Annotated in this window: 20 protein-coding genes; 16 read left to right on the forward strand and 4 right to left on the reverse strand. The window is 65.0% G+C overall.

Annotation, left to right across the window (positions count from 1 at the left end; genetic code table 11):
- Positions 1-24: 24 nt before the first annotated feature.
- The 10 genes from AC1ROB_RS05045 (at position 25) to AC1ROB_RS05090 (ending at position 6,401) form a co-directional block, all read left to right on the forward strand.
- The gene (locus tag AC1ROB_RS05045) at positions 25-621 is read left to right on the forward strand and encodes a PAS domain-containing protein (RefSeq protein ID WP_492973401.1); all 597 of its coding nucleotides are present in this window, start codon (positions 25-27) and stop codon (positions 619-621) included.
- 86 nt (positions 622-707) lie between these two features.
- On the forward strand, positions 708-1,337 hold the full coding sequence (locus AC1ROB_RS05050; protein WP_492973400.1) for a PAS domain-containing protein: 630 nt from the start codon (positions 708-710) through the stop codon (positions 1,335-1,337).
- 253 nt (positions 1,338-1,590) lie between these two features.
- Positions 1,591-1,974: an AtpZ/AtpI family protein gene (locus tag AC1ROB_RS05055; protein WP_492973399.1), complete on the forward strand. Its 384-nt coding sequence runs from the start codon at positions 1,591-1,593 to the stop codon at positions 1,972-1,974.
- A 1-nt stretch (position 1,975) separates the two neighbouring features.
- The gene (locus AC1ROB_RS05060; RefSeq protein WP_492973398.1) at positions 1,976-2,734 is read left to right on the forward strand and encodes a F0F1 ATP synthase subunit A; all 759 of its coding nucleotides are present in this window, start codon (positions 1,976-1,978) and stop codon (positions 2,732-2,734) included.
- Positions 2,735-2,789: 55 nt separating this feature from the next.
- The gene (locus tag AC1ROB_RS05065; protein ID WP_341978682.1) at positions 2,790-3,014 is read left to right on the forward strand and encodes a F0F1 ATP synthase subunit C; all 225 of its coding nucleotides are present in this window, start codon (positions 2,790-2,792) and stop codon (positions 3,012-3,014) included.
- A gap of 5 nt (positions 3,015-3,019) precedes the next feature.
- Positions 3,020-3,514 (forward strand): F0F1 ATP synthase subunit B family protein, encoded by a 495-nt coding sequence (locus AC1ROB_RS05070; protein WP_492973397.1) that lies wholly within the window; start codon positions 3,020-3,022, stop codon positions 3,512-3,514.
- An 18-nt stretch (positions 3,515-3,532) separates the two neighbouring features.
- Positions 3,533-4,018 carry a F0F1 ATP synthase subunit B family protein gene (locus tag AC1ROB_RS05075; RefSeq protein WP_492973396.1) on the forward strand — a complete coding sequence of 162 codons (486 nt, stop codon included), beginning with the start codon at positions 3,533-3,535 and terminating at the stop codon, positions 4,016-4,018.
- Between the two features lie 222 nt (positions 4,019-4,240).
- Positions 4,241-5,212: a Bug family tripartite tricarboxylate transporter substrate binding protein gene (locus AC1ROB_RS05080; RefSeq protein ID WP_492973395.1), complete on the forward strand. Its 972-nt coding sequence runs from the start codon at positions 4,241-4,243 to the stop codon at positions 5,210-5,212.
- Positions 5,213-5,239: 27 nt separating this feature from the next.
- On the forward strand, positions 5,240-6,043 hold the full coding sequence (locus tag AC1ROB_RS05085; protein ID WP_492973394.1) for a metal-dependent hydrolase: 804 nt from the start codon (positions 5,240-5,242) through the stop codon (positions 6,041-6,043).
- Between the two features lie 88 nt (positions 6,044-6,131).
- A complete protein-coding gene (locus tag AC1ROB_RS05090; RefSeq protein ID WP_492973393.1) occupies positions 6,132-6,401 on the forward strand; it encodes a hypothetical protein in 270 nt (89 codons plus the stop codon).
- On the opposite strand, the gene AC1ROB_RS05095 is transcribed toward AC1ROB_RS05090, so the two are convergent.
- Both AC1ROB_RS05095 and AC1ROB_RS05100 read right to left on the reverse strand, forming a co-directional pair.
- A complete protein-coding gene (locus AC1ROB_RS05095; protein ID WP_492973392.1) occupies positions 6,398-7,336 on the reverse strand; it encodes a class I SAM-dependent methyltransferase in 939 nt (312 codons plus the stop codon). The genes AC1ROB_RS05090 and AC1ROB_RS05095 overlap by 4 nt on opposite strands.
- Positions 7,337-7,539: 203 nt before the next feature.
- Complete coding sequence (locus AC1ROB_RS05100) at positions 7,540-8,295, reverse strand: DEAD/DEAH box helicase (RefSeq protein ID WP_492973391.1); 756 nt, start codon at positions 8,293-8,295, stop codon at positions 7,540-7,542.
- A 683-nt stretch (positions 8,296-8,978) separates the two neighbouring features.
- Between AC1ROB_RS05100 and rpmI the strand changes: the two genes are divergently transcribed.
- From rpmI to AC1ROB_RS05125, 5 genes are all read left to right on the forward strand, one after another.
- Complete coding sequence (rpmI, locus tag AC1ROB_RS05105) at positions 8,979-9,179, forward strand: 50S ribosomal protein L35 (protein ID WP_144068321.1); 201 nt, start codon at positions 8,979-8,981, stop codon at positions 9,177-9,179.
- 17 nt (positions 9,180-9,196) lie between these two features.
- On the forward strand, positions 9,197-9,565 hold the full coding sequence (gene rplT, locus AC1ROB_RS05110; RefSeq protein WP_492973390.1) for a 50S ribosomal protein L20: 369 nt from the start codon (positions 9,197-9,199) through the stop codon (positions 9,563-9,565).
- A gap of 116 nt (positions 9,566-9,681) precedes the next feature.
- Positions 9,682-10,764: a phenylalanine--tRNA ligase subunit alpha gene (gene pheS / locus AC1ROB_RS05115; protein ID WP_492973389.1), complete on the forward strand. Its 1,083-nt coding sequence runs from the start codon at positions 9,682-9,684 to the stop codon at positions 10,762-10,764.
- A complete protein-coding gene (gene pheT, locus AC1ROB_RS05120) occupies positions 10,761-13,169 on the forward strand; it encodes a phenylalanine--tRNA ligase subunit beta (protein ID WP_492973388.1) in 2,409 nt (802 codons plus the stop codon). Before pheS ends, pheT begins: the two co-directional genes overlap by 4 nt.
- 22 nt (positions 13,170-13,191) lie before the next feature.
- Positions 13,192-14,913, forward strand: a complete 1,722-nt coding sequence (locus AC1ROB_RS05125) for a carbamoyltransferase C-terminal domain-containing protein (protein ID WP_492973387.1) — start codon at positions 13,192-13,194, stop codon at positions 14,911-14,913.
- Here AC1ROB_RS05125 and AC1ROB_RS05130 read toward each other — a convergent pair.
- Both AC1ROB_RS05130 and AC1ROB_RS05135 read right to left on the reverse strand, forming a co-directional pair.
- Positions 14,910-15,851: a glycosyltransferase family 2 protein gene (locus AC1ROB_RS05130; RefSeq protein WP_492973386.1), complete on the reverse strand. Its 942-nt coding sequence runs from the start codon at positions 15,849-15,851 to the stop codon at positions 14,910-14,912. The two genes, AC1ROB_RS05125 and AC1ROB_RS05130, sit on opposite strands and share 4 nt — an antisense overlap.
- A 41-nt stretch (positions 15,852-15,892) precedes the next feature.
- Entirely contained in the window at positions 15,893-17,095 is a 1,203-nt protein-coding gene (locus AC1ROB_RS05135) for an aromatic ring-hydroxylating oxygenase subunit alpha (protein ID WP_492973385.1), read from the reverse strand.
- A 214-nt stretch (positions 17,096-17,309) separates the two neighbouring features.
- On the opposite strand from AC1ROB_RS05135, the gene AC1ROB_RS05140 reads away from it, so the two are divergent.
- Positions 17,310-18,290 carry a tripartite tricarboxylate transporter substrate-binding protein gene (locus AC1ROB_RS05140; protein ID WP_492973384.1) on the forward strand — a complete coding sequence of 327 codons (981 nt, stop codon included), beginning with the start codon at positions 17,310-17,312 and terminating at the stop codon, positions 18,288-18,290.
- Positions 18,291-18,297 lie beyond the last annotated feature (7 nt).

The following is an 18,297-nucleotide window of genomic DNA, read 5'->3' on the forward strand; positions in this document are numbered from 1 at the left end:
GGCGCTCGCCTAGCATAAGCGGCGATGCAGCAATTCCCTTCCTCCGAAGCCAGCGGTGATATCGCTCCGGCTGGCGTTTGGCCATCTTTCGCCAATCCGCAGCTGACTCTGTTCCTGCGCCACTGGGCCGAGCGCCGCCCCATGACGGACGGCAAACTTGGCGCGATGATGCCGCGCAGTGCGATCGATCCGATCGAGCTGAAATCCTGCCTGCCCGATGTCTGGCTGTTCCAGTATCGCGCCGAGGCAGACCGCTTCGTCTGCACCCTGGCCGGCGAGCGGGTCAACGAGGCTTGGGGCCAGAGCCTGATCGGCAAGACGCCGCAGGATTTCATGCCCGCCGACAGCGCCGCCGTCGCCCAGGAGATTTACCGCCGCATCGTGCTGACCCCGGCGCTGCATGTCAGCCATCGCCGTATTTCGCCGGCCGACCGCCAGGAAAAGGCGGCCGAACGCCTGGTGGTGCCGGTCAGCGACGCGGATGGCCGGCCCTATGGCATTTTCGGCCTGTCGCTGTACCACTTCGATCCGGTCACCCAGGCCGAGCATCCGCCCCAGGTCGGGCGGCATGTGGTCTATTATCCCTGCGCCGCGCTGCCCCAGACCCTGCCCGAATCCTGATCGGCCCTGGCCCCACCCCCGGGGGTTATTGTGGCCGCACCCGCGCCGGTGGTTTCATGGCGGGATAAAATCAAAAGGCGGGGGCGATGATGTTTCAGGAAATGGCCGTCACGGCACGGCATGCCGGCCCGCCGGCGGGGGCCGGTGACGAGGTCCGCGAAGACGTCACCGGGCCGAAGGGCCAGTGGCCGTCCTTTGCTGATGGGCGCTTCCTGCGCCTGTTGCGGCACTGGGCCGGTGGCCGCAGCGGCAGTCCCAATCCCCTGATGGCGCCGCGCGCCGCCATCGATCCGGCGCAGATCCGCGACTGCCTGCCCCATGTGTGGATTTACCAGTATCTGCCCGGCGAGGAGGATTTCCTCTGCACGCTGGCCGGCGACCGGGTCAACCAGGCCTGGGGCCGCAGCCTGATCGGCCGCCGCACCAGCGAACTGATGCCGCCCGCCATGGCCGCCCGGGTCCCGGCCCTGTACCGCCGGATGCTGGAGCTGCCGGCAATCCAGACCAGCCGCCGGCGCATTGCCCCGCCCGGCCGGCTTGAGCAGAGCGCCGAACGCCTGATCGTGCCGCTGTGCAATCCCGATGGCAGCCCCTATGGCGTGTTCGGGATCACTCTGTACAAGCTCGGCCAGCAGCCGCAGATCGCCAATATCGCCGCCATCCAGGGCGAGGTGACCCTCTATCCCTGCGCCGATCTGCCGGCCGCACAGCCCTAGGTCTGGTGCTGCGGCGGATTGTCGCAGCGTCTGCACAGCCCGGGACGGCGGTCGGGCCAACAGAAATCGGCGCCCGCCGGCTTTCGGTAATAGCCCAGAAAAACCCTAGTGTTGCAAAGGGGTTGATTTGGCAGATGCAATCGATTCTCAAATCTGTCGAGGCCCCGCCGCAGCTTGACGCCCCAGCACCCTGTTCCTATGGTGCCGGCGCTTTCTGGGGGTGTTTCTCTCTTCTGGCGCCGGAGCCTTGTGCATGGCCGAACAGGATAAGACCCCTCCCGAGAGCAGCGGACTCTCCGATCCTGCCCTGGCGCGTCTGGGGGAGGGTCTGGAAACGGTGCGCGAGCGGAAGGCAGTCGAGGCGGCAGGTCGCCGTCCGGATGCCGACCCCCGCGCCATGCGTGCAGTGGGCAAGGCCTGGTCGCTGGCCATCGAGATGGTCGCGGCGGTGGTCGTGTCGCTCTTCATCGGCTGGTGGCTCGACCGCTGGTTGGGCACCGCACCGTGGGGTCTGCTCGGTTTTATTCTGTTGGGGGTCGCCACGGCCATGTGGTCGGCGATCCGCACCGCGATGATCATGCAGCGCGGCCAGGAGGCGGAAGCCGCCGGCAACGCGAAGAAGACAGAAGGGGAATAACGTGGCTGCTAGCCCGCTCGATCAATTCAAGGTCAAGTGCATCGCCTTCTGCGGTGAAGGCGGCCAGTTGCAGGCCTTCTCCTTCACCAACGCTTCGGCCTTCATGGTTCTGGCCGTTGTCTGCGCCGCGTTCCTGATGATCTACGGCATGCGCCAGAAGAGCCTGGTGCCGGGCCGTCTGCAGTCGGTGGCCGAACTGACCTACGGCTTCGTCGAGAATATGGTGCGCGAGAATGTCGGCCCCAACGGCCGCCAGTATTTCCCGTTCATCTTCACGCTGTTCGTCTTCGTGCTGTTCAGCAACATGCTCGGCATGATGCCCTACAGCTTCACCGTCACCAGCCACATCATCGTCACCTTCGCGCTGGCCATCTTCGTCTTCCTGGCCATCACGCTGATCGCCATTGCCCGCAACGGCATCCACTTCTTCACCCATTTCATGCCGGCCGGCGTGCCGATGTGGCTGGCGCCGATCATCGTGCCGATCGAGATCATCTCGTATCTCTCGCGCCCGATCTCGCTGTCGCTTCGTCTCTGCGCCAACATGCTGGCGGGCCACACCACCCTGAAGGTCTTCGCCGGCTTCATCATCTCGATGATCGGCATGGGCGGCGTGCTCTCGGCCAGCGGCATCCTGCCGCTGATCATGGTCACGGCTTTGACCGCGCTCGAATTCCTGATCGCGTTCCTGCAGGCCTATGTCTTCGCGATCCTGACCTGCCTCTACCTGGCCGAAGCGGTCAACATGGAACACCACTGAGTTCAGTTCTTTAGTTCAACCTATCAGTTCAAACCTAGAAAGAAGGATGAGTATCATGGATCTTGCTGCAGCAAAGATGATCGGTGCCGGCATCGCGGCGATCGGCATGGGCGGCGCGGCGATCGGCGTGGGTCTGATCTTCGCGAACTTCCTCAATGGCGCGCTCCGCAACCCGGGCGCCGCTCCGAAGCTGTTCGGCAACCTGATGCTGGGCTTCGCCGTGACCGAAGCGCTCGGCATTTTCGCCCTGCTGATCGCACTGCTGATCCTGTTCGTCTGAGTTAAATGCCTCAGCTCGAAACAGCCACCTTCCTGCCCCAGCTCGTCTGGCTGGCGATCACCTTTGTCATCCTCTATCTGTTGATGGCAAAGCTGGCGCTGCCGCGCGTGGCTGATGTGGTCGAGGGGCGCGCCAAGCGCCTCGAGACCGATCTGGCAGAGGCTGCCCGGCTGAAGACCGAGACGGAAGCTGCGATCGCCCAGTATGAGCAGGCGCTGGCCACGGCCCGCGCCAAGGCTCAGGGCATCGCCGGCGACACCCGTGCCAAGCTGGCGGCCGAGGCCGCTGCCCTGCGCACCAAGGTGGAAGCCGAGATCAACGAGCAGACCAAGACGGCGGAAGCCCGGATCGCCACGGCCAAGCAGCAGGCGCTCGCCTCGCTCAGCGCGGTTGCGGTCGATGCGGCTTCCGATGTTGTCGCCCGCCTGAGTGGCACGGCGCCGGCCAACGACGCGGTGAATGCCGCCGTCGCGCAGGCGCTCGCCGCGAAGAAGAACTGACGGATCGGAGACACAGCCATGCTGCACGATACGTCATTCTGGGTGATGGTCGCCCTGATCCTGTTCCTGGCTCTGGTCATCTATCTGAAGGTGCCCGGCAAGGTGCTGCAGCAGCTCGACGAGCGCGCTGTCCGCATCAAGCGGGAACTGGACGAGGCCGAGAAGCTGCACAAGGATGCGCAGGCCCTGTTTGCCGAGTATCAGCGCAAGCAGGCCAACGCGCTGCGCGAAGCCGAAGAGATCGTCGCCGCGGCCCAGGCCGAGGCGAAGGCCATCGCGGCCCAGGCCGAGGCCGATCTGAAGACCAGCCTCGAGCGTCGTCGCAAGCAGGCCGAGGCCAAGATCGCCCAGGCCGAAAAGCATGCGCTGCAGGATGTGCGCGACACCGCGGTGGAGGTGGCGATTGCCGCCGCTGCCCAGGTGCTGACGCAGTCGCTGCAGGGTGCGGCGGCGGCCACGCAGGTCGATCGCGCCATCAGCGATGTGAAGGCCAAGCTGGCGTAAGCCACAGCGCCATCCGACGATTCAGAAGGGCCGCAGCGATGCGGCCCTTTTTCGTTATCCCTCCGGTGCGATGTCGGCGCTGCATCCATGCGCCCCATTCATCGGTCGAGCAATTAATGTCATTTGCCTCATGCCGTCCGGCCCCAGCACTCTGCGTATAACAGAGGAATCAGGGAGGAGATCATCCGGCCGCGGCATCGGCCCGCCGGATGCCAAGAGCTTATGCCGCTATCGTTGCGTTTCGCTGGCGCCGTCCTGGCGCTGATCATGCTGGTGCTGTCGGCACAGGCACAGGATTATCCGCAGCGGCCGATCACCCTGGTCGTACCTTTCACGCCGGGCGGCACCACGGACATCCTGGCACGTGAAATCGGCACGCGCCTGCAGTCGGCTCTGGGCCAGAGCGTGATCGTCGATAATCGCGCCGGCGCCGGCGGCAGCCTGGGCGCCGAAGCCGTGGCGCGTGCGCCCGCCGATGGCTACACGCTGCTGATGGGCCATATCGGCACGCTGGCGATCAATCCTTCGCTCTATCCAAAGCTGCAATACGATCCGGTGAAAAGCTTCACGCCGGTCGCTTTCGTGGCGCGGGTGCCGAATATCCTGGTGGTGAATGCGAAAAACCCGGTCAGCAGTCTGGCCGAACTGGTGGCTGCCGCGAAGGCCAAACCCGGCAGTCTCGCCTATGGCTCCGGCGGCAACGGCTCTGCAGCGCATATCACCACCGAATATCTGAAGCATGTCACCGGCACCGACATGGTGCATGTGCCCTACAAGGGCACGGCGCCCTTCGTCACCGATCTGCTGTCAGGCGAAATCCAGCTTGGCTTCACCGGTGCAACGGCGCTGGTGGCACATGTGCGCGGCGGCCGCCTGCGCGCCCTGGCCGTTTCCAGCGCCAGGCGCATGACGGCTTATCCCGATCTGCCTACGGTGGCGGAAAGCGGCTATCCGGGATTCGAGGCCGACCAGTGGTATGGCATCGTGGCGCCGGCCGGTACGCCCGCCGCTATCGTCGCCCGGCTGAATGCCGTGATCAATCAGGCCATGGAAACGCCGCAGATGCGCGCCCGCCTGGAATCGGAAGGCGCCGAAGCCGATCCGCTGACGCCGGATCGCTTCGGTCAGATGATTGTCAGCGAAATCGCACGCTGGCGGCCGATCCTCAAGGCCGCCGCCGTACAGATCGACTAATCCACCACATCAGTCAGGGAGTAAAACATGCGAGGTTTTCTGGGCGCCATCATGCTGCTGCTGGTCGCCGGCCATGCGGCGGCGCAGGACGGCAAGACGGATGTGCTCTGGCTCGGCCAGGCCGCCTTCCGCATCACCAGCCCGGGCGGCAAGGTGATCGTGGTCGATCCCTGGCTGCGCGCCAACCCCAAGACGCCGGCCGGTTTCAAGGATCCGGCATCGCTTGGCAAGGTCGATGCGCTGTTCGTCACCCATGGTCATGGCGACCATATTGCCGATGCGCCGGAACTGGCGAAGCTGAACAACATCCCGATGTACGCGCCGGGCGACCTGAACCAGGTGCTGACCACGCTCGGCGTACTGCCGCCCGACAAGCTGCCGCGCTTCAACAAGGGCGGCACGGTGCAGCCGGTGCCCGGCATCAAGGTGACGGCGACCCATGCCGAGCATTCCTCGGTCTATGTGCATCGCGACGAGGCCGGCAAGTCGCATAGCCATTACGGCGGCGAGCCGGTCGGCTATGTGCTGGAGATGGAGAACGGCTTCAAGATCTATCACATGGGCGATACCGACGTGTTCGGCGACCTGAAGCTGATCGCCGAGCGCTACAAGCCGGATCTGGTGCTGATCCCGATCGGCGGCAACTTCACCATGGACCCGCAGGGCGCGGCGCTGGCGATCCGGGACTACCTCAAGCCGAAATACGCCATCCCGATGCATTACGGTGCCAATCCACTTGGAAAAGGCACGCCGGAGGAATTCATCGCCGCCCTGGGCCGCAGTTCGACCAAGGTGATCAGCCTGCAGCCAGGCGAAGCGGTGAAGTTCTAGGGCGCAGGACCCTCCTTTCCACAGCGAAGGCCGCAGTGATGCGGCCCTTTTTCGTTGTAGACTGGTCCGGCATCAAAGGGGGGTGGCCATGCATATGTTGAAGATGACGGTGATCGGCTTTGCCGTGCTGGCCGCGCTCTGGTTGATCGCGCGCCTGGTCAACCGCCGTGCCGGCCGGCCCGTGTTGAACGGGCCGCGCGTCTTCCTGCCGGTCTGGGCGGCGGTGTCATTCTACAATGGTTATATCGGCGTGACGCAGGCCGGCTATTCGGTACAGGCCGAATTGCTGGTGCATCTGGTGGTGTTCGGATTGCCGGCGGCCGTGGCCGTCTGGCTGATACTGAAAAAGCCGGCCTAGTCGACCACGCGGCAGAAGATGCGGTACTGCCGGATCACATTGGCATCCATGGCGCTGAGCCGGATTGCCCAATGCTCGCCCTCGGTGATTGCCCATTCGCGCTCGTTCTCGTCGACCGCCTTGCCGCGCAGCTTCACTTCCTCGGCATAGCGGCCGAAGGATTCGATCACCGCGCGCTTCAGCTCCTCGGTGACGTCTTCCATGTAACAGATGATGAAGTTCAGGCTTTCCAGCTCGGCCTGCAGGCCTTCCGGCGTCAGCAGATGCGGCTTCACCGGCTCGCGGTCCCACCAGACTTCATAGACGCGGCTTTCCGGCGAGCCGGTGAGCAGGAAGTCGGTGAACATCAGCTGGCCGTTCGGCTTCATCGCGGCGCGGATCTTGGCCAGCAGCAGGCGTTTGTCCTGCACGCTCATCAGCCCGTCCTTCGACAGGAAGACGTCGATGCTCTTGCGCTTGAACTGCAGGCTGTCGAGCGCCGTGGTTTTGATATTGGTGCGCTGTTTCACGCCCTGGCTTTTCGCCAGGTTGATCGCCTGGTCAGCCAGGTCCGTGTCAGGCTCGTAGGCGTCGATCCACAGGTTGTCGCGCGCCATCAGCCGGGTCATGCCGCCCATGCCGCAGCCCAGTTCGGTGATCGACATATTGGGATTGAGGCCGAGCGGCGCGGTCAGCGGCTTCATCAGCTCTTCGCCGCCGGGCGTGTTGAAGCCCTCGCCGAACAGCTTCTGCGCCACCTGCAGGCGGCGCGCCGTCCATTTCTCGATGCTGGGAATTTCCTTCGGCGTCTCGTCCACCTCGACCGGCACTTCGGCCGGCCGGGTGGTGTAGTCCTGCACGACATGCTGCAGGGCATAGTCGTCGCCATGCCACCAGGCGCGCAGCTTGTCGCGCCAGGACATGTCCTCGGGCTGTTCGATATTGTCCTTCGTCACCAACGCCGTATCCAAAGGTCTTGACGTCATACGTCTGTAACAGCGGCCTGGTTGATAAACCGTTTCTGGCCGCCGGGCACAGCTGACGGCCCGTGGCGGGGCTGCCTGTGGATAAATCTGGCGCATGGTTTGCCCATAAGCAAGCGCCCGCTGGTAAGGCGGGCGCTGCAGGCAGGTAGATTTTTGGTAATGGATTGCGGCGCTTAGCGCCGGCCGGCCATCCGTTCGGGCAGCAGGTCGCGCACCCGGCGCCGGGCTTCGGTGTCGCGGATGCGGGCCGACTGGGCGGTGTTGATCAGGCGCGGGGCCGGCGGATTGGTCAGCACCGTGACCGGATCGGTCAGCAGGTTATCGGCCAGCTGCTTGATCTCGGCCGGCAGCGTGGTGGCGAAGACGATGGTCTGGCGCTCGGTCGGCGCGGCCTCGAAGATGGCGCGCAGCTCGTTGGTCACGCCGAGTTCCAGCATGCGGTCGGTCTCGTCCAGCACCATGATCTCGAGCTTGTTCAGCTCAAGCTGGCCGGCATTGATCAACTCGACGACGCGACCGGGCGTGCCGATCAGGATGTCGATGCCGCGGCTCATCGCCTGGGCCTGGGCCGCCTTGCCGGGGCCTTCATAAACGGTGGCCTGGCTCAGGCGCACGAAGCGGCCATAAGCGCGGAAGCTTTCCTGGATATGCTGCACGCGCTCGCGCGACGTCGTCAGGATCAGAGCGCGGGCCTTGCGCGGGCCGGCCGGATGACGGTCGATGGAGAGATGCTGCAGGATCGGCAGGGTAAAGGCGACGGTCTTGCCGGCGCCGGCTTCGGCCTGGCCCAGCAGGTCGCGGCCCTGCAGAAGATGCGGAATCGCTTTCGCCTGGATCGGCGTCGGCGCGACATGCTTTTCAGCCGTCAGCGCACGCTGGATGGGTTCAACGAGGTCGAGCTGCGAGAATTGGACGGTGTTCAACATCATCTGCAATCTTTGGTCACGCGGTGAGGGTTCATCCGGGACGTAACGACGGCAATCCAGTCTTGGGCGACAAATCCACCGCGTCCGGCAGCGCGGTTGGCGCGGCGGCGAGGCGTAGGGCTTGTCACGGAAGCCAGGGTTGGTACGGCGGCGTCCGGCGGGGGTACCGCGAACCCGCGTGATACTAGCGGCCGTTCCCTGTTTTGCAAGCGCGAAACCTCATGGTGCGACAATCACGTTCAGCGGGTGGAAACTGCTGATTTTCCGGGCCTGCCCTCTATCGGTCATATGGGTAAAACCCTTTTGTTATTCAAGGCTATCATAACGGTTTTGTGTTTATCGCAAGGCTCTTTTGTCTACACGCGAACCGCGTCTGTATTTCGCCCTTGGCGGGTATTCTGCAGGGTCCGGAGGGCGACTCGGCGGGGGTGTCGGCAGGGGCAAAACGGGATCATCCGCCCGCGGCGGGGCGGAGTCCGGCCGGGCGGCGCCAGCCCGGCGGCCGGCGGCCCGGGCCAGGGTCGGGCCGGCGCGGCCGGGGCCCTGAAATCCCTCGCAAAAGCCGGGCAAAGCGGCTTGCCAAGCGCCGGCGGGGTCGCTACAAACCGCCCCTCGTATCGGGCGTTCCGGCTGAAGGGCTGCCGAGTTCGCCTTGAAGATCACTCCATACCTTCGGAGGTTATGAAATGCCCAAGTTGAAGACCAAGAGCTCGGCCAAGAAGCGCTTCAAGCTCACGGCGACCGGCAAGGTGAAGCGGGCCCATGCGGGCAAGCGTCACGGCATGATCAAGCGCACCAACAAGCAGATCCGGAATCATCGCGGCACCGCCGTGGTGTTCGAAGGCGATGCGCGCAAGATCATCAAGAACTACCTGCCAAACGCCTGAGCTGAGGAGAGACTGATATGTCACGAGTTAAGCGCGGCGTTACCGCCCATGCCCGCCACAAGAAGGTCCTGAAGGCCGCCAAAGGCTATCGGGGTCGCAATTCCACCGTCTTCCGCGTCGCGATCGAGAAGGTCGAAAAGGGACTGCAGTATGCGTTCCGCGACCGTCGCGCCAAGAAGCGCAATTTCCGCTCGCTCTGGATCCAGCGCATCAACGCTGCGGCCCGCGAACAGGGTCTGACCTACGGCCGATTTATCAACGGCCTCGCGCTCGCCGGCATCGAGATCGACCGCAAGGTTCTTGCTGATCTCGCGGTGCACGAGCCCGAGTCCTTCAACGCCCTGGTGGCGCAGGCCAAAGCGGCCCTGCCTGCCGCGGCGGCCTGATCGGCCCGCACTCGCCAGTTATTCAAAGCGAACCGTTTGCGAAGGGGGCCGTCATCACGGCCCCCTTTGTTTTGCCTGCTTCGATCTTCTTGCTGCTTAAAGAATCCTGAGGAACGATGACCGAGATCGCCCGACTGGCCGCTGAAACCGAAAGCGCCGTCACCGCCGCGCAGAGCCTGGATGCGCTCGAAGACGCCCGCCTTGCCGTGCTCGGCAAGAAGGGCTGGCTCTCGGCCGCCATGAAGGAACTCGGCGCGCTCGCGCCCGACGACCGCAAGGCGCGCGCCACGCAGCTGAATGAAGTGAAGGATCGGCTCACCGCCGCCATCGAGACGCGCAAGGTCACGCTGGGCGATGCGGCGATCGATGCGCGGCTGAAGGCGGAAACGCTGGATATGACGCTGCCGCTCAACGACGGGTCCGAGCAGCAGGGCCGCATTCATCCGGTCAGCCAGGTGATCGACGAGATCACCGAGATCTTCGCCGCGATGGGCTTCAGCATTGCCGAAGGTCCGGATATCGAGGACGACTTCCACAATTTCACGGCACTGAACATGCCGGCCGAGCATCCGGCGCGTCAGATGCAGGACACCTTCTATCTGCCGCAGCGCCAGGACGGCGAACAGATGGTGCTGCGCACGCATACCTCGCCGGTGCAGGTGCGCACCATGCAGGGCGGTCCGCCGCCCTATCGCATCATCGTGCCGGGCCGCACCTATCGCAGCGACTACGACATGACCCATACGCCGATGTTCCATCAGGTGGAGGGTCTGGTGATCGACCGCGCCACCCATATGGGCCATCTGAAAGGCGTGCTGACCGAATTCTGCAAGGCCTTCTTCGAGACCGACAAGGTGAAGATGCGCTTCCGCCCCAGCTATTTCCCCTTCACCGAGCCGTCGGCGGAAGTCGACATCAACTGCTCGCGCGAGGGCGGCGTGCTGCGCGTGGGCGAGGGCGACGACTGGCTCGAAATCCTCGGCTCCGGCATGGTCAATCCGAAGGTGCTGCAGCATTGCGGCCTCGATCCCAATGAATGGCAGGGCTTCGCCTTCGGCATGGGCATCGACCGCATCGCCATGCTGAAATACGGCATTCCCGATCTGCGCGGCTTCTTCGACGCCGATCTGCGCTGGCTCAAGCATTACGGCTTCGTGCCGCTCGACCTGCCCACGCTGGGCCAGGGAGTCGCCCGATGAAGTTCACGCTCGCCTGGCTCAAAACCCATCTCGACACCACGGCTTCGCTCGACCAGATCGCCGCCAAGCTGACCAGCATCGGCCTGGAAGTGGAGGGCATCGAGGATCGCGCCGCCGTCTTCGCGCCTTTCATCGTCGCCGAGGTGAAGAAGGCCGAACCGCATCCCAATGCCGACAAGCTGCGGGTCTGCGAAGTCTATACCGGCATCGAAACCTTCCAGGTCGTCTGCGGCGCACCCAATGCGCGCGCCGGCATGAAGGGCATTTTCGCGCCTGTTGGTTCTACGGTGCCGGGCACGCAGTTGCTGCTCAAGGCCGCCACTATCCGCGGCGTCGCCTCCAACGGCATGCTCTGCTCCGAACGCGAGATGGGCCTCACCGACGAACACACCGGCATCATCGATCTGCCGCTCGACACACCGCTCGGCGCGCCGATGGCCAAGGTCTTCGGCCTCGATGATCCGGTGATCGAGATCAAGCTGACGCCCAATCGCGGCGACTGCCTTGGCATCCGCGGTATCGCCCGCGATCTCGCCGCGGCCGGCCTGGGCAGGCTGAAGCCGCTGGTCCTGCCGTCGATCCCGGGTGCCTATAAAAGCCCGATTGGCGTGTCGCTCGATTTCCCGGCCGGTGCCGAGAAGGCCTGCCCGGTCTTCACCGGCCGTCATATCCGCGGCGTGAAGAACGGGCCTTCTCCCGCCTGGCTGCAGCAGCGTCTGAAGGCCATCGGGCTCCGTCCCATTTCTGCCTTGGTCGATATCACCAATTTCTTCACCTACGATCTCGGCCGTCCGCTGCATGTCTTCGATGCGGCAAAGGTCACCGGCAACATCACGGCGCGTCTGGCGAAGACCGGCGAGAAGTTGCTGGCCCTGGACGGCAAGGAATATGCGCTGGATGACACCATCACTGTCATTGCCGACGATGCCGGCCCCGAAGGCCTCGGCGGCGTGATGGGTGGCGAACATTCCGGCTGCTCGTTCGAGACCACCGAAGTCTTCATCGAGAGCGCCTGGTTCGATCCGCTGCGCACCGCCACCACCGGCCGCAAGCTCGGCATCCATTCCGATGCGCGCCACCGCTTCGAGCGCACCGTCGATCCGGCCTTCGTGCGGGGTGGCGTCGATGTCGGCACGCAGATGATCCTCGATCTCTGCGGCGGCGAAGCCTCCGAGATCGTGGTGGCGGGCGCCGAGCCCGATTGGAAGAAGACCGTGACGCTGCGCCCCACGCGCCTGCTTGGCCTGGTCGGTTTCGACCTGCCGGTCGCCGTGCAGACGCAGATCCTGGAATCGCTCGGCTTCACCGTCACGGCAAAGGGCGATGTGCTGTCGGTTGATGTGCCGTCCTGGCGTCCCGATATTGATGGCGAGGCCGATCTGGTCGAGGAAATCGCGCGGCTTCATGGCTTCGACGCGATCCCGGCCGAACCGCTGCCGCCGCTGCGTGCCGTGCCGGCGCCGGCGCTTACCGCGTCGCAGCGCCGCGTGCGCATGGCCAAGCGCGCGCTGGCCGCGCGCGGCCTGGTCGAAGCCGTCACCTATTCCTTCATCAAGACCGCGGAAGCCGAAGTCTTCGGCGGCGGGCAGGCCAGTCTGCTGCTGATCAACCCGATCAGCGCCGATATGGCGGCGATGCGGCCCTCGATCCTGCCGGGGCTGATCGCGGCGGCAAAACGCAACATGGATCGCGGCACCATGGATGTGCCGCTGTTCGAGATCGGGCCGCAATATGCCAGCCCCGACATGGACGGCCAGGCCATGGTCGCCGCCGGTATCCGGCGCGGCCAGACCGGCCCGCGCCACTGGCGCGAGCGTCCGCGCAATGTCGATGCCTATGACGCCAAGGCCGATGCGCTGGCTGCGCTCGCTGCTGCCGGTGTCGATACCGCGCCGCTGATGGTCATGGATGGCGCGCCCGACTGGTACCATCCGGGCCGTTCGGGCACCTTGCGCCTCGGCCCCAAGACCGTGCTGGCGGCGTTTGGCGAACTGCATCCGCGCGCGCTGAATGCGCTGGATGTGAAGGGGCCTCTCGTCGGCTTCGAGGTTTATCTCGACCGCATCCCGGCCAGCCGCGCCAAGCCCGGCGTCCGTACCAAGCCGGCCCTGAAGCTGTCGGAACTGCAGGCGGTGGAACGCGACTTCGCCTTCATCGTCGATGCCGCCATGCCGGCCGATACGTTGCTGAAAGCCGTGCGCGGCGCCGACAAGGCATTGATCAGCCGCGTCGCGGTCTTCGATGTCTTTGCCGGTCCGGGGATTCCCGAAGGCAGGAAATCGCTGGCCATCAGTGTGCGCCTCGAACCGCAGCAGCAGACGCTGACCGATGCGGAGATCGAGGCCGTGGGCAAGAAGATCGTCGCTGCGGCCGAAAAGGCCTGCGGCGCGAGCCTGCGCGCGTAGCGCAGAAGGAACGGGTAAAGGCATGTATATCCTGGGCATCCATTCGGGCTACCACGACGCCTGCGCCGTGCTGTTCGACGATTACCGCATGGTCGCCTCGGTGGCGCTGGAACGCTTCACCCGCCGCAAGATCGACGGCGGCCGCATTCCCATCGAAGCGATTGCCGAATGCCTGGGGATTGCCGGCATCGGCATGGAGCATATCGGTGCCGTGGCGCTGTCGCGCGGGCCCTTCCCCAGCCGCTATTTCCAGCATTTCCCGCTGCCGCGCCTGGTGGAAAACCGCGTGCGCGAGGCCGTCGGCCTGGAAAAGCACAAGAGCATGGAGCGCGAATGCGTGCGCTACGGCCGCACCGACAGCGCCGCCATGTTCAACAGCGCCGCCTTCCTGCGCGACCTCGGCTGCAACAGCAATATTCCGCTGACCTTCTACAACCACCATGAATCGCATGCGCTGGCGACGCTGTTCCATACCGACTGGCAGGACGCGCTGCTCTATACCGCCGATGGCGGCGGCGACAATGTGCAGTACAGCCACCGCATCCTCAAATACGGCCGTCTGGCCACGCTCTATGGCGGCGATGAAGGCCTGACCGAAAAGCTGAAGATCGATTCGCTCGGTCTGGCCTATGGCTATGCCACCCAGGCGCTCGGCTTCCGCATCAACAAGCATGAAGGCAAGCTCACCGGCCTGGCCGCACTCGGCGAACCGGCGCTGGCCTCGGCGCTCGCCTCGCATTTCCGCATCGATGACGATGGCCGCATCGACAGCGATTTCGCGTCCTATCCGGAAATGCGGCGCTGGATTTTCGGCTGGGCCGAAGGCCATCCGCGCGAGATCGTCGCGGCCTCGGTGCAGAAGGTGCTGGAGGATTTCATCACCGAGTCGATCCGCCGGCTGCTGAAAAAGCACGACATGCGCAAACTCGGCCTCTCGGGCGGCGTGTTCGCCAATGTGAAGCTGAACCAGCGCCTGGCCGAGGAACTGCCGGTGGATGAGGTCTTCATCTATCCGGCAATGAGCGACCAGGGCCTGGCGGCCGGCGGCGTGCTGCAGCATCTGCTGGAGCGCGACGGGCTGGAGACCTGGCTGTCGAAGCGCTACCGGCTCGACGATGTGTATCTCGGCCGCGACTACAGTTTCGATATCGATCCGGTGCTCGGCGGCGCCGGTGCGGAACTGGTCAGCAGCGAGCCGGTGCAGGCCGCCGCGGCTTTGCTCAATGCCGGCAAGGTGGTGGCGATCTATACCAAGGGCATGGAATATGGTCCGCGCGCGCTCGGCGCCCGCACCATCATGGGCGCGCCGCTGAAGGCCGAGATCAACCAGACGCTCAACGAGCGCCTCGACCGCTCGGAATTCATGCCGTTTGCGCCGGTGGTGCGCGACGTGGATGCCACCCGCATCTTCAAGCTGCCGCCGCAGTCGCTCTATGCCGCGCGCTTCATGACCATCACCTGCCAGGTGCAGGAGGAATGGATCGACCGCATCCCCGCGGTGGTGCATGTGGATGGCACCGCCCGGCCGCAGGTGATCCGCCGCCAGGACAACCCGCTCTATTACGACATCCTCACCGCCTATGCCGAACTGTCGGGCGTGCCGGTGCTGATCAACACCAGCTTCAACGTGCATGAAGAGCCGATCATCAACACGCCGGCGGAATGCCTGCGCGCGTTGAAGGAAGGCCGCATCGATTACGTGGTCAGCGAAAGCGCCGTCTGGCAGCCCGGCAAGACGGCTTAAGTATAGCCCTTGTAGAGGCGGAAGCCGTCGATCTGGCTCGGCACGCCGAAATCCTTCAGGCCGCCGGCGATCAGCGCCGCCTCGTTCACCGGCAGCGGCAGCCGCGCCTGCAGATAGCGCAGCCAGCTCTGCCACAGCGGCGTATCGGTGGCATGGCGGCGGCGATAGCGCAGCGCGCGGCCGGTGGCGCGCTTCACCGCCAGCCGGCGCTGCGCCGGGGTGAGCTGCGGGTTGTCGCGCAGGATATCCAGCAGGGTCAGATTGACGTCGTGCAGCACGCGCGGCACCTGGGCCGACAGCCGGCCCGGCGCGACGGCCGGTGTCAGCGCCACCGGCGCCGCCAGTTCGACGAAGCGGCCGAACGCCGCCACCTTGATCTGCAGTGAATAGTCCTGGGTGATGCTGTTGACGGCGCAGCCGCCGGCGCGGCCATAAAGCGCGCGCGGCATCATCATGAAGCTGGGGCAGATGAAGGAATTGCGGATCAGCATCGACAGCGGATCCTCTACCACCCGGCTGGGCGGCATGGCGTCATCGGCGGTCGGCCAGACGACCGGTGCGCCGACCTGGTATTCCACGCCGGTGCCATAGGCCATCGCCGCGCTGGGCGTCGCCTGCAGGGCCTGCAGCAGCCAGGCGCCGGCCTGCGGCACCAGGATGTCGTCGCCATCGACGATCTTCAGGAAGTCATGCTTCGCCGCTGCGGCGGCGGCATTGGTGGCGGCGCCCGGGCCGCCATTGGCGCGGCGCAGCACCTGCACATTGCCCCAGCCGGCGGTCAGGCTTTCGATCAGCTCGGGCGAGCCGTCGGTCGAGCCGTCATCGACGAAAATGAACTCGCGGGCGAAATCGCCCTGCTGCGCTGCCAGCCCGGCGATCACGCCCGGCAGGTACGGGGCCTTGTTGTAGACGGTGAGGATATAGGAAACGCCAGACATCGGCGGAGCATACGCAGGCCGCCAAAGCGGCGCAACGCCGCCTAGGTCGCGTCCGTCACACTAATATCCGTGACGCTGGTCAGGCCGGTCCAGCGGTCCAGCTCCTCATGCAGGGCGCGGATGCCGATCTCCAGCTTGCCATAGAGCATGGTCTTGTTGGCGCCCGACGTCATGCCGATCTGCGCCTGCTCGGAGATATGGAGGTCCTCGGCCTGGAACACGCCGCCCTCGATCAGGTCGAAGCTGCGCTGCCAGTGCTCGCGTTCCTTGTCGTCGCGCGGGTGATGTGGCACCAGCATGGTATGGCTGAACAGCACCTCGTCCACGGCGGTGGGATACAGGCTGAGCAGGCTGGTGTAATCCGGGCTCAGCACCAGGATCGTGTTGGGCCAGAGCATATAGGCAAAGGTGCTGTGCCGGCGCTCGTCCCAGGCGCTTTCCGGCAAGGTCGGCACCTCCGAAAACTCCGTACGAGGAAGCAGCGTGCGCAGATGCGGCCCCAGATGGTCCAGCACCGCGGCATTGTCGCGGAAGAAGCCGGCCAGCGTGGTCTTGTGCAGCCGCACCACGTGATAGGCCTCCAGGAAGGCGTCCATCACCAGTTTCCAGTTGCACTTGCGCCGGGTCAGCGCGCGGGCGAACACCTGCATGCTGCCAAAGCCATGCACGGCCAGGTCCTGTTCCATGCCGGCCAGGAAGGGATCGATCGCCAGCGGCGGCGCCTCCGGATCGACAAGGCCGAAAATCACGCCCTCGCGCACATCCAGCTGGATCGGCGTCAGGCCATATTGCGCCTTGTCCAAGCCGGGGAAGCCCTCTTCGAGAGGAACGTGTTTGAGCGCTCCATCAAGACCGTAGGTCCAGTTATGGTAGGGGCAGGTGAACTGGCTGCGTTTGGCGATGCCAGTCTCCGTATTATTACAAAGCCGCGTGCCGCGATGGCGGCAGACATTGAGGAAGCCGCGGATCTGCATGTCGCGGCCGCGGGCCAGCAGCAGCGGCTGGCCGATGATGTCGAGTACCAGCGTATCGCCGGGCTTGGGCAGCATGGCGGCATGGCCCAGCACCAGCGGCGCGCGGCGGAACACGGTCGCGATCTCGCGGGCATAGCGGTCCGCCCCGGCATAGACCTCGGGCGCGATATGGAAGGGTCGGTCGGGCAGCCGGTCGGTGCAGGCCATGTCGGGCTGGTCGACCATGGCGAGCAGGCGGCGGAACTGGGCCAGATGCGGGGCGTAGTCCATCCCGACGTTTTCACTCCCGTGACGTTTCTGTTTGATGTCAGGGAAACACAGCGGCGGCGAAATGCAAGACTGTCGTAACGGCAGCGCCGCCCTGTCATTCTGCCGCCTTATGCCCGCTCGGCATCAACCAAGGCCGCAGCAGCATTGGCGTTACGGGGTGCCGTCGCTGTAGGGTCAATGCCCTATAAGACCAAAAGAAAATCCGGAGGAAACCATGCGTTCAATTGCTCCTGGGGCCGCTCTTGCGGCAGCCCTCGTTCTGATTGCCGGCCATGCTGCAGCGCAGAACTGGCCGACCAAGCCGATCACCGTCGTCGTGCCCTATGCCGCCGGCGGCCCGACCGACACGGTGGCGCGCCTCACCGCGCTGGGCCTGTCGCGCCAGCTCAACAACCACACCGTGCTGGTCGAGAATGCCACCGGCGCCGGCGGCACCATCGGCGCCAACCGCGTCGCCACCGCCGAGCCCGATGGCCATACCCTGCTGGTGCATCATGTCGGCATCTCCACGGCGGCCACGCTGTATCGCAAGCTGCCCTACGACACCAAGACCTCGTTTGCGCCGATCGCGCTGCTCACCGATTCGGCGATGACCATCATCGCGCGCGAGGACTTTCCGCCGAACACGCTGCCGGAGCTGATCGCGCATCTGCAGAAGGAGAAGGACAAGGTCTCCTATGGCAATGCCGGCATCGGCGCCGCCTCGCATCTCTGCGGCATGCTGATGATGTCGGCCATGAATGTGCAGCTCAACACCGTCGGCTATCGCGGCAATGCGCCGATCATGCAGGATATCCTGGGCAAGCAGCTCGACATGACCTGCGACCAGGCCACCAACACCACCGGCCAGATCAAGGCCAAGAAGGTGAAGGCCTATGCCATCACCACCAAGGAGCGCCTGGCCGACCTGCCTGACCTCGCCACCGCCGACGAGGCTGGCCTCAAGGGCTTCGAGGTCAATGTCTGGCATGCGCTCTATGCGCCGAAGGGTACGCCCGACGCCATCGTGCAGCGGCTGGCCGCGGCGTCCCGTGCGTTGCTGAAGGATGCCGAGATCGTCAAGCGCTTCGCCGATATCAACACCACGGTGGCCTCGGATGCGCGCGCGACGCCGCAGGCGCTGAAGGCGCATCTGGAGGCGGAAATCGCCAAATGGGCGCCGCTGATCAATGCCGCCGGCCAGTATGCTGACTGACCGGCGC

This window comes from Ferrovibrio sp. GW821-FHT12F09, assembly GCF_058806775.1.

Coding starts and splice junctions, on each gene's coding strand:
- AC1ROB_RS05135 (WP_492973385.1), bottom strand. CDS start 17,095: ATGGACTACGCCCCGCATCTGGCCCAGTTCCGCCGCCTGCTCGCCATG.
- AC1ROB_RS05080 (WP_492973395.1), top strand. CDS start 4,241: ATGCCGCTATCGTTGCGTTTCGCTGGCGCCGTCCTGGCGCTGATCATG.
- AC1ROB_RS05085 (WP_492973394.1), top strand. CDS start 5,240: ATGCGAGGTTTTCTGGGCGCCATCATGCTGCTGCTGGTCGCCGGCCAT.
- AC1ROB_RS05065 (WP_341978682.1), top strand. CDS start 2,790: ATGGATCTTGCTGCAGCAAAGATGATCGGTGCCGGCATCGCGGCGATC.
- AC1ROB_RS05100 (WP_492973391.1), bottom strand. CDS start 8,295: ATGATGTTGAACACCGTCCAATTCTCGCAGCTCGACCTCGTTGAACCC.
- rplT (WP_492973390.1), top strand. CDS start 9,197: ATGTCACGAGTTAAGCGCGGCGTTACCGCCCATGCCCGCCACAAGAAG.
- AC1ROB_RS05050 (WP_492973400.1), top strand. CDS start 708: ATGATGTTTCAGGAAATGGCCGTCACGGCACGGCATGCCGGCCCGCCG.
- pheT (WP_492973388.1), top strand. CDS start 10,761: ATGAAGTTCACGCTCGCCTGGCTCAAAACCCATCTCGACACCACGGCT.
- AC1ROB_RS05090 (WP_492973393.1), top strand. CDS start 6,132: ATGCATATGTTGAAGATGACGGTGATCGGCTTTGCCGTGCTGGCCGCG.
- AC1ROB_RS05125 (WP_492973387.1), top strand. CDS start 13,192: ATGTATATCCTGGGCATCCATTCGGGCTACCACGACGCCTGCGCCGTG.
- rpmI (WP_144068321.1), top strand. CDS start 8,979: ATGCCCAAGTTGAAGACCAAGAGCTCGGCCAAGAAGCGCTTCAAGCTC.
- AC1ROB_RS05130 (WP_492973386.1), bottom strand. CDS start 15,851: ATGTCTGGCGTTTCCTATATCCTCACCGTCTACAACAAGGCCCCGTAC.
- AC1ROB_RS05055 (WP_492973399.1), top strand. CDS start 1,591: ATGGCCGAACAGGATAAGACCCCTCCCGAGAGCAGCGGACTCTCCGAT.
- AC1ROB_RS05075 (WP_492973396.1), top strand. CDS start 3,533: ATGCTGCACGATACGTCATTCTGGGTGATGGTCGCCCTGATCCTGTTC.
- AC1ROB_RS05045 (WP_492973401.1), top strand. CDS start 25: ATGCAGCAATTCCCTTCCTCCGAAGCCAGCGGTGATATCGCTCCGGCT.
- AC1ROB_RS05140 (WP_492973384.1), top strand. CDS start 17,310: ATGCGTTCAATTGCTCCTGGGGCCGCTCTTGCGGCAGCCCTCGTTCTG.
- AC1ROB_RS05070 (WP_492973397.1), top strand. CDS start 3,020: ATGCCTCAGCTCGAAACAGCCACCTTCCTGCCCCAGCTCGTCTGGCTG.
- pheS (WP_492973389.1), top strand. CDS start 9,682: ATGACCGAGATCGCCCGACTGGCCGCTGAAACCGAAAGCGCCGTCACC.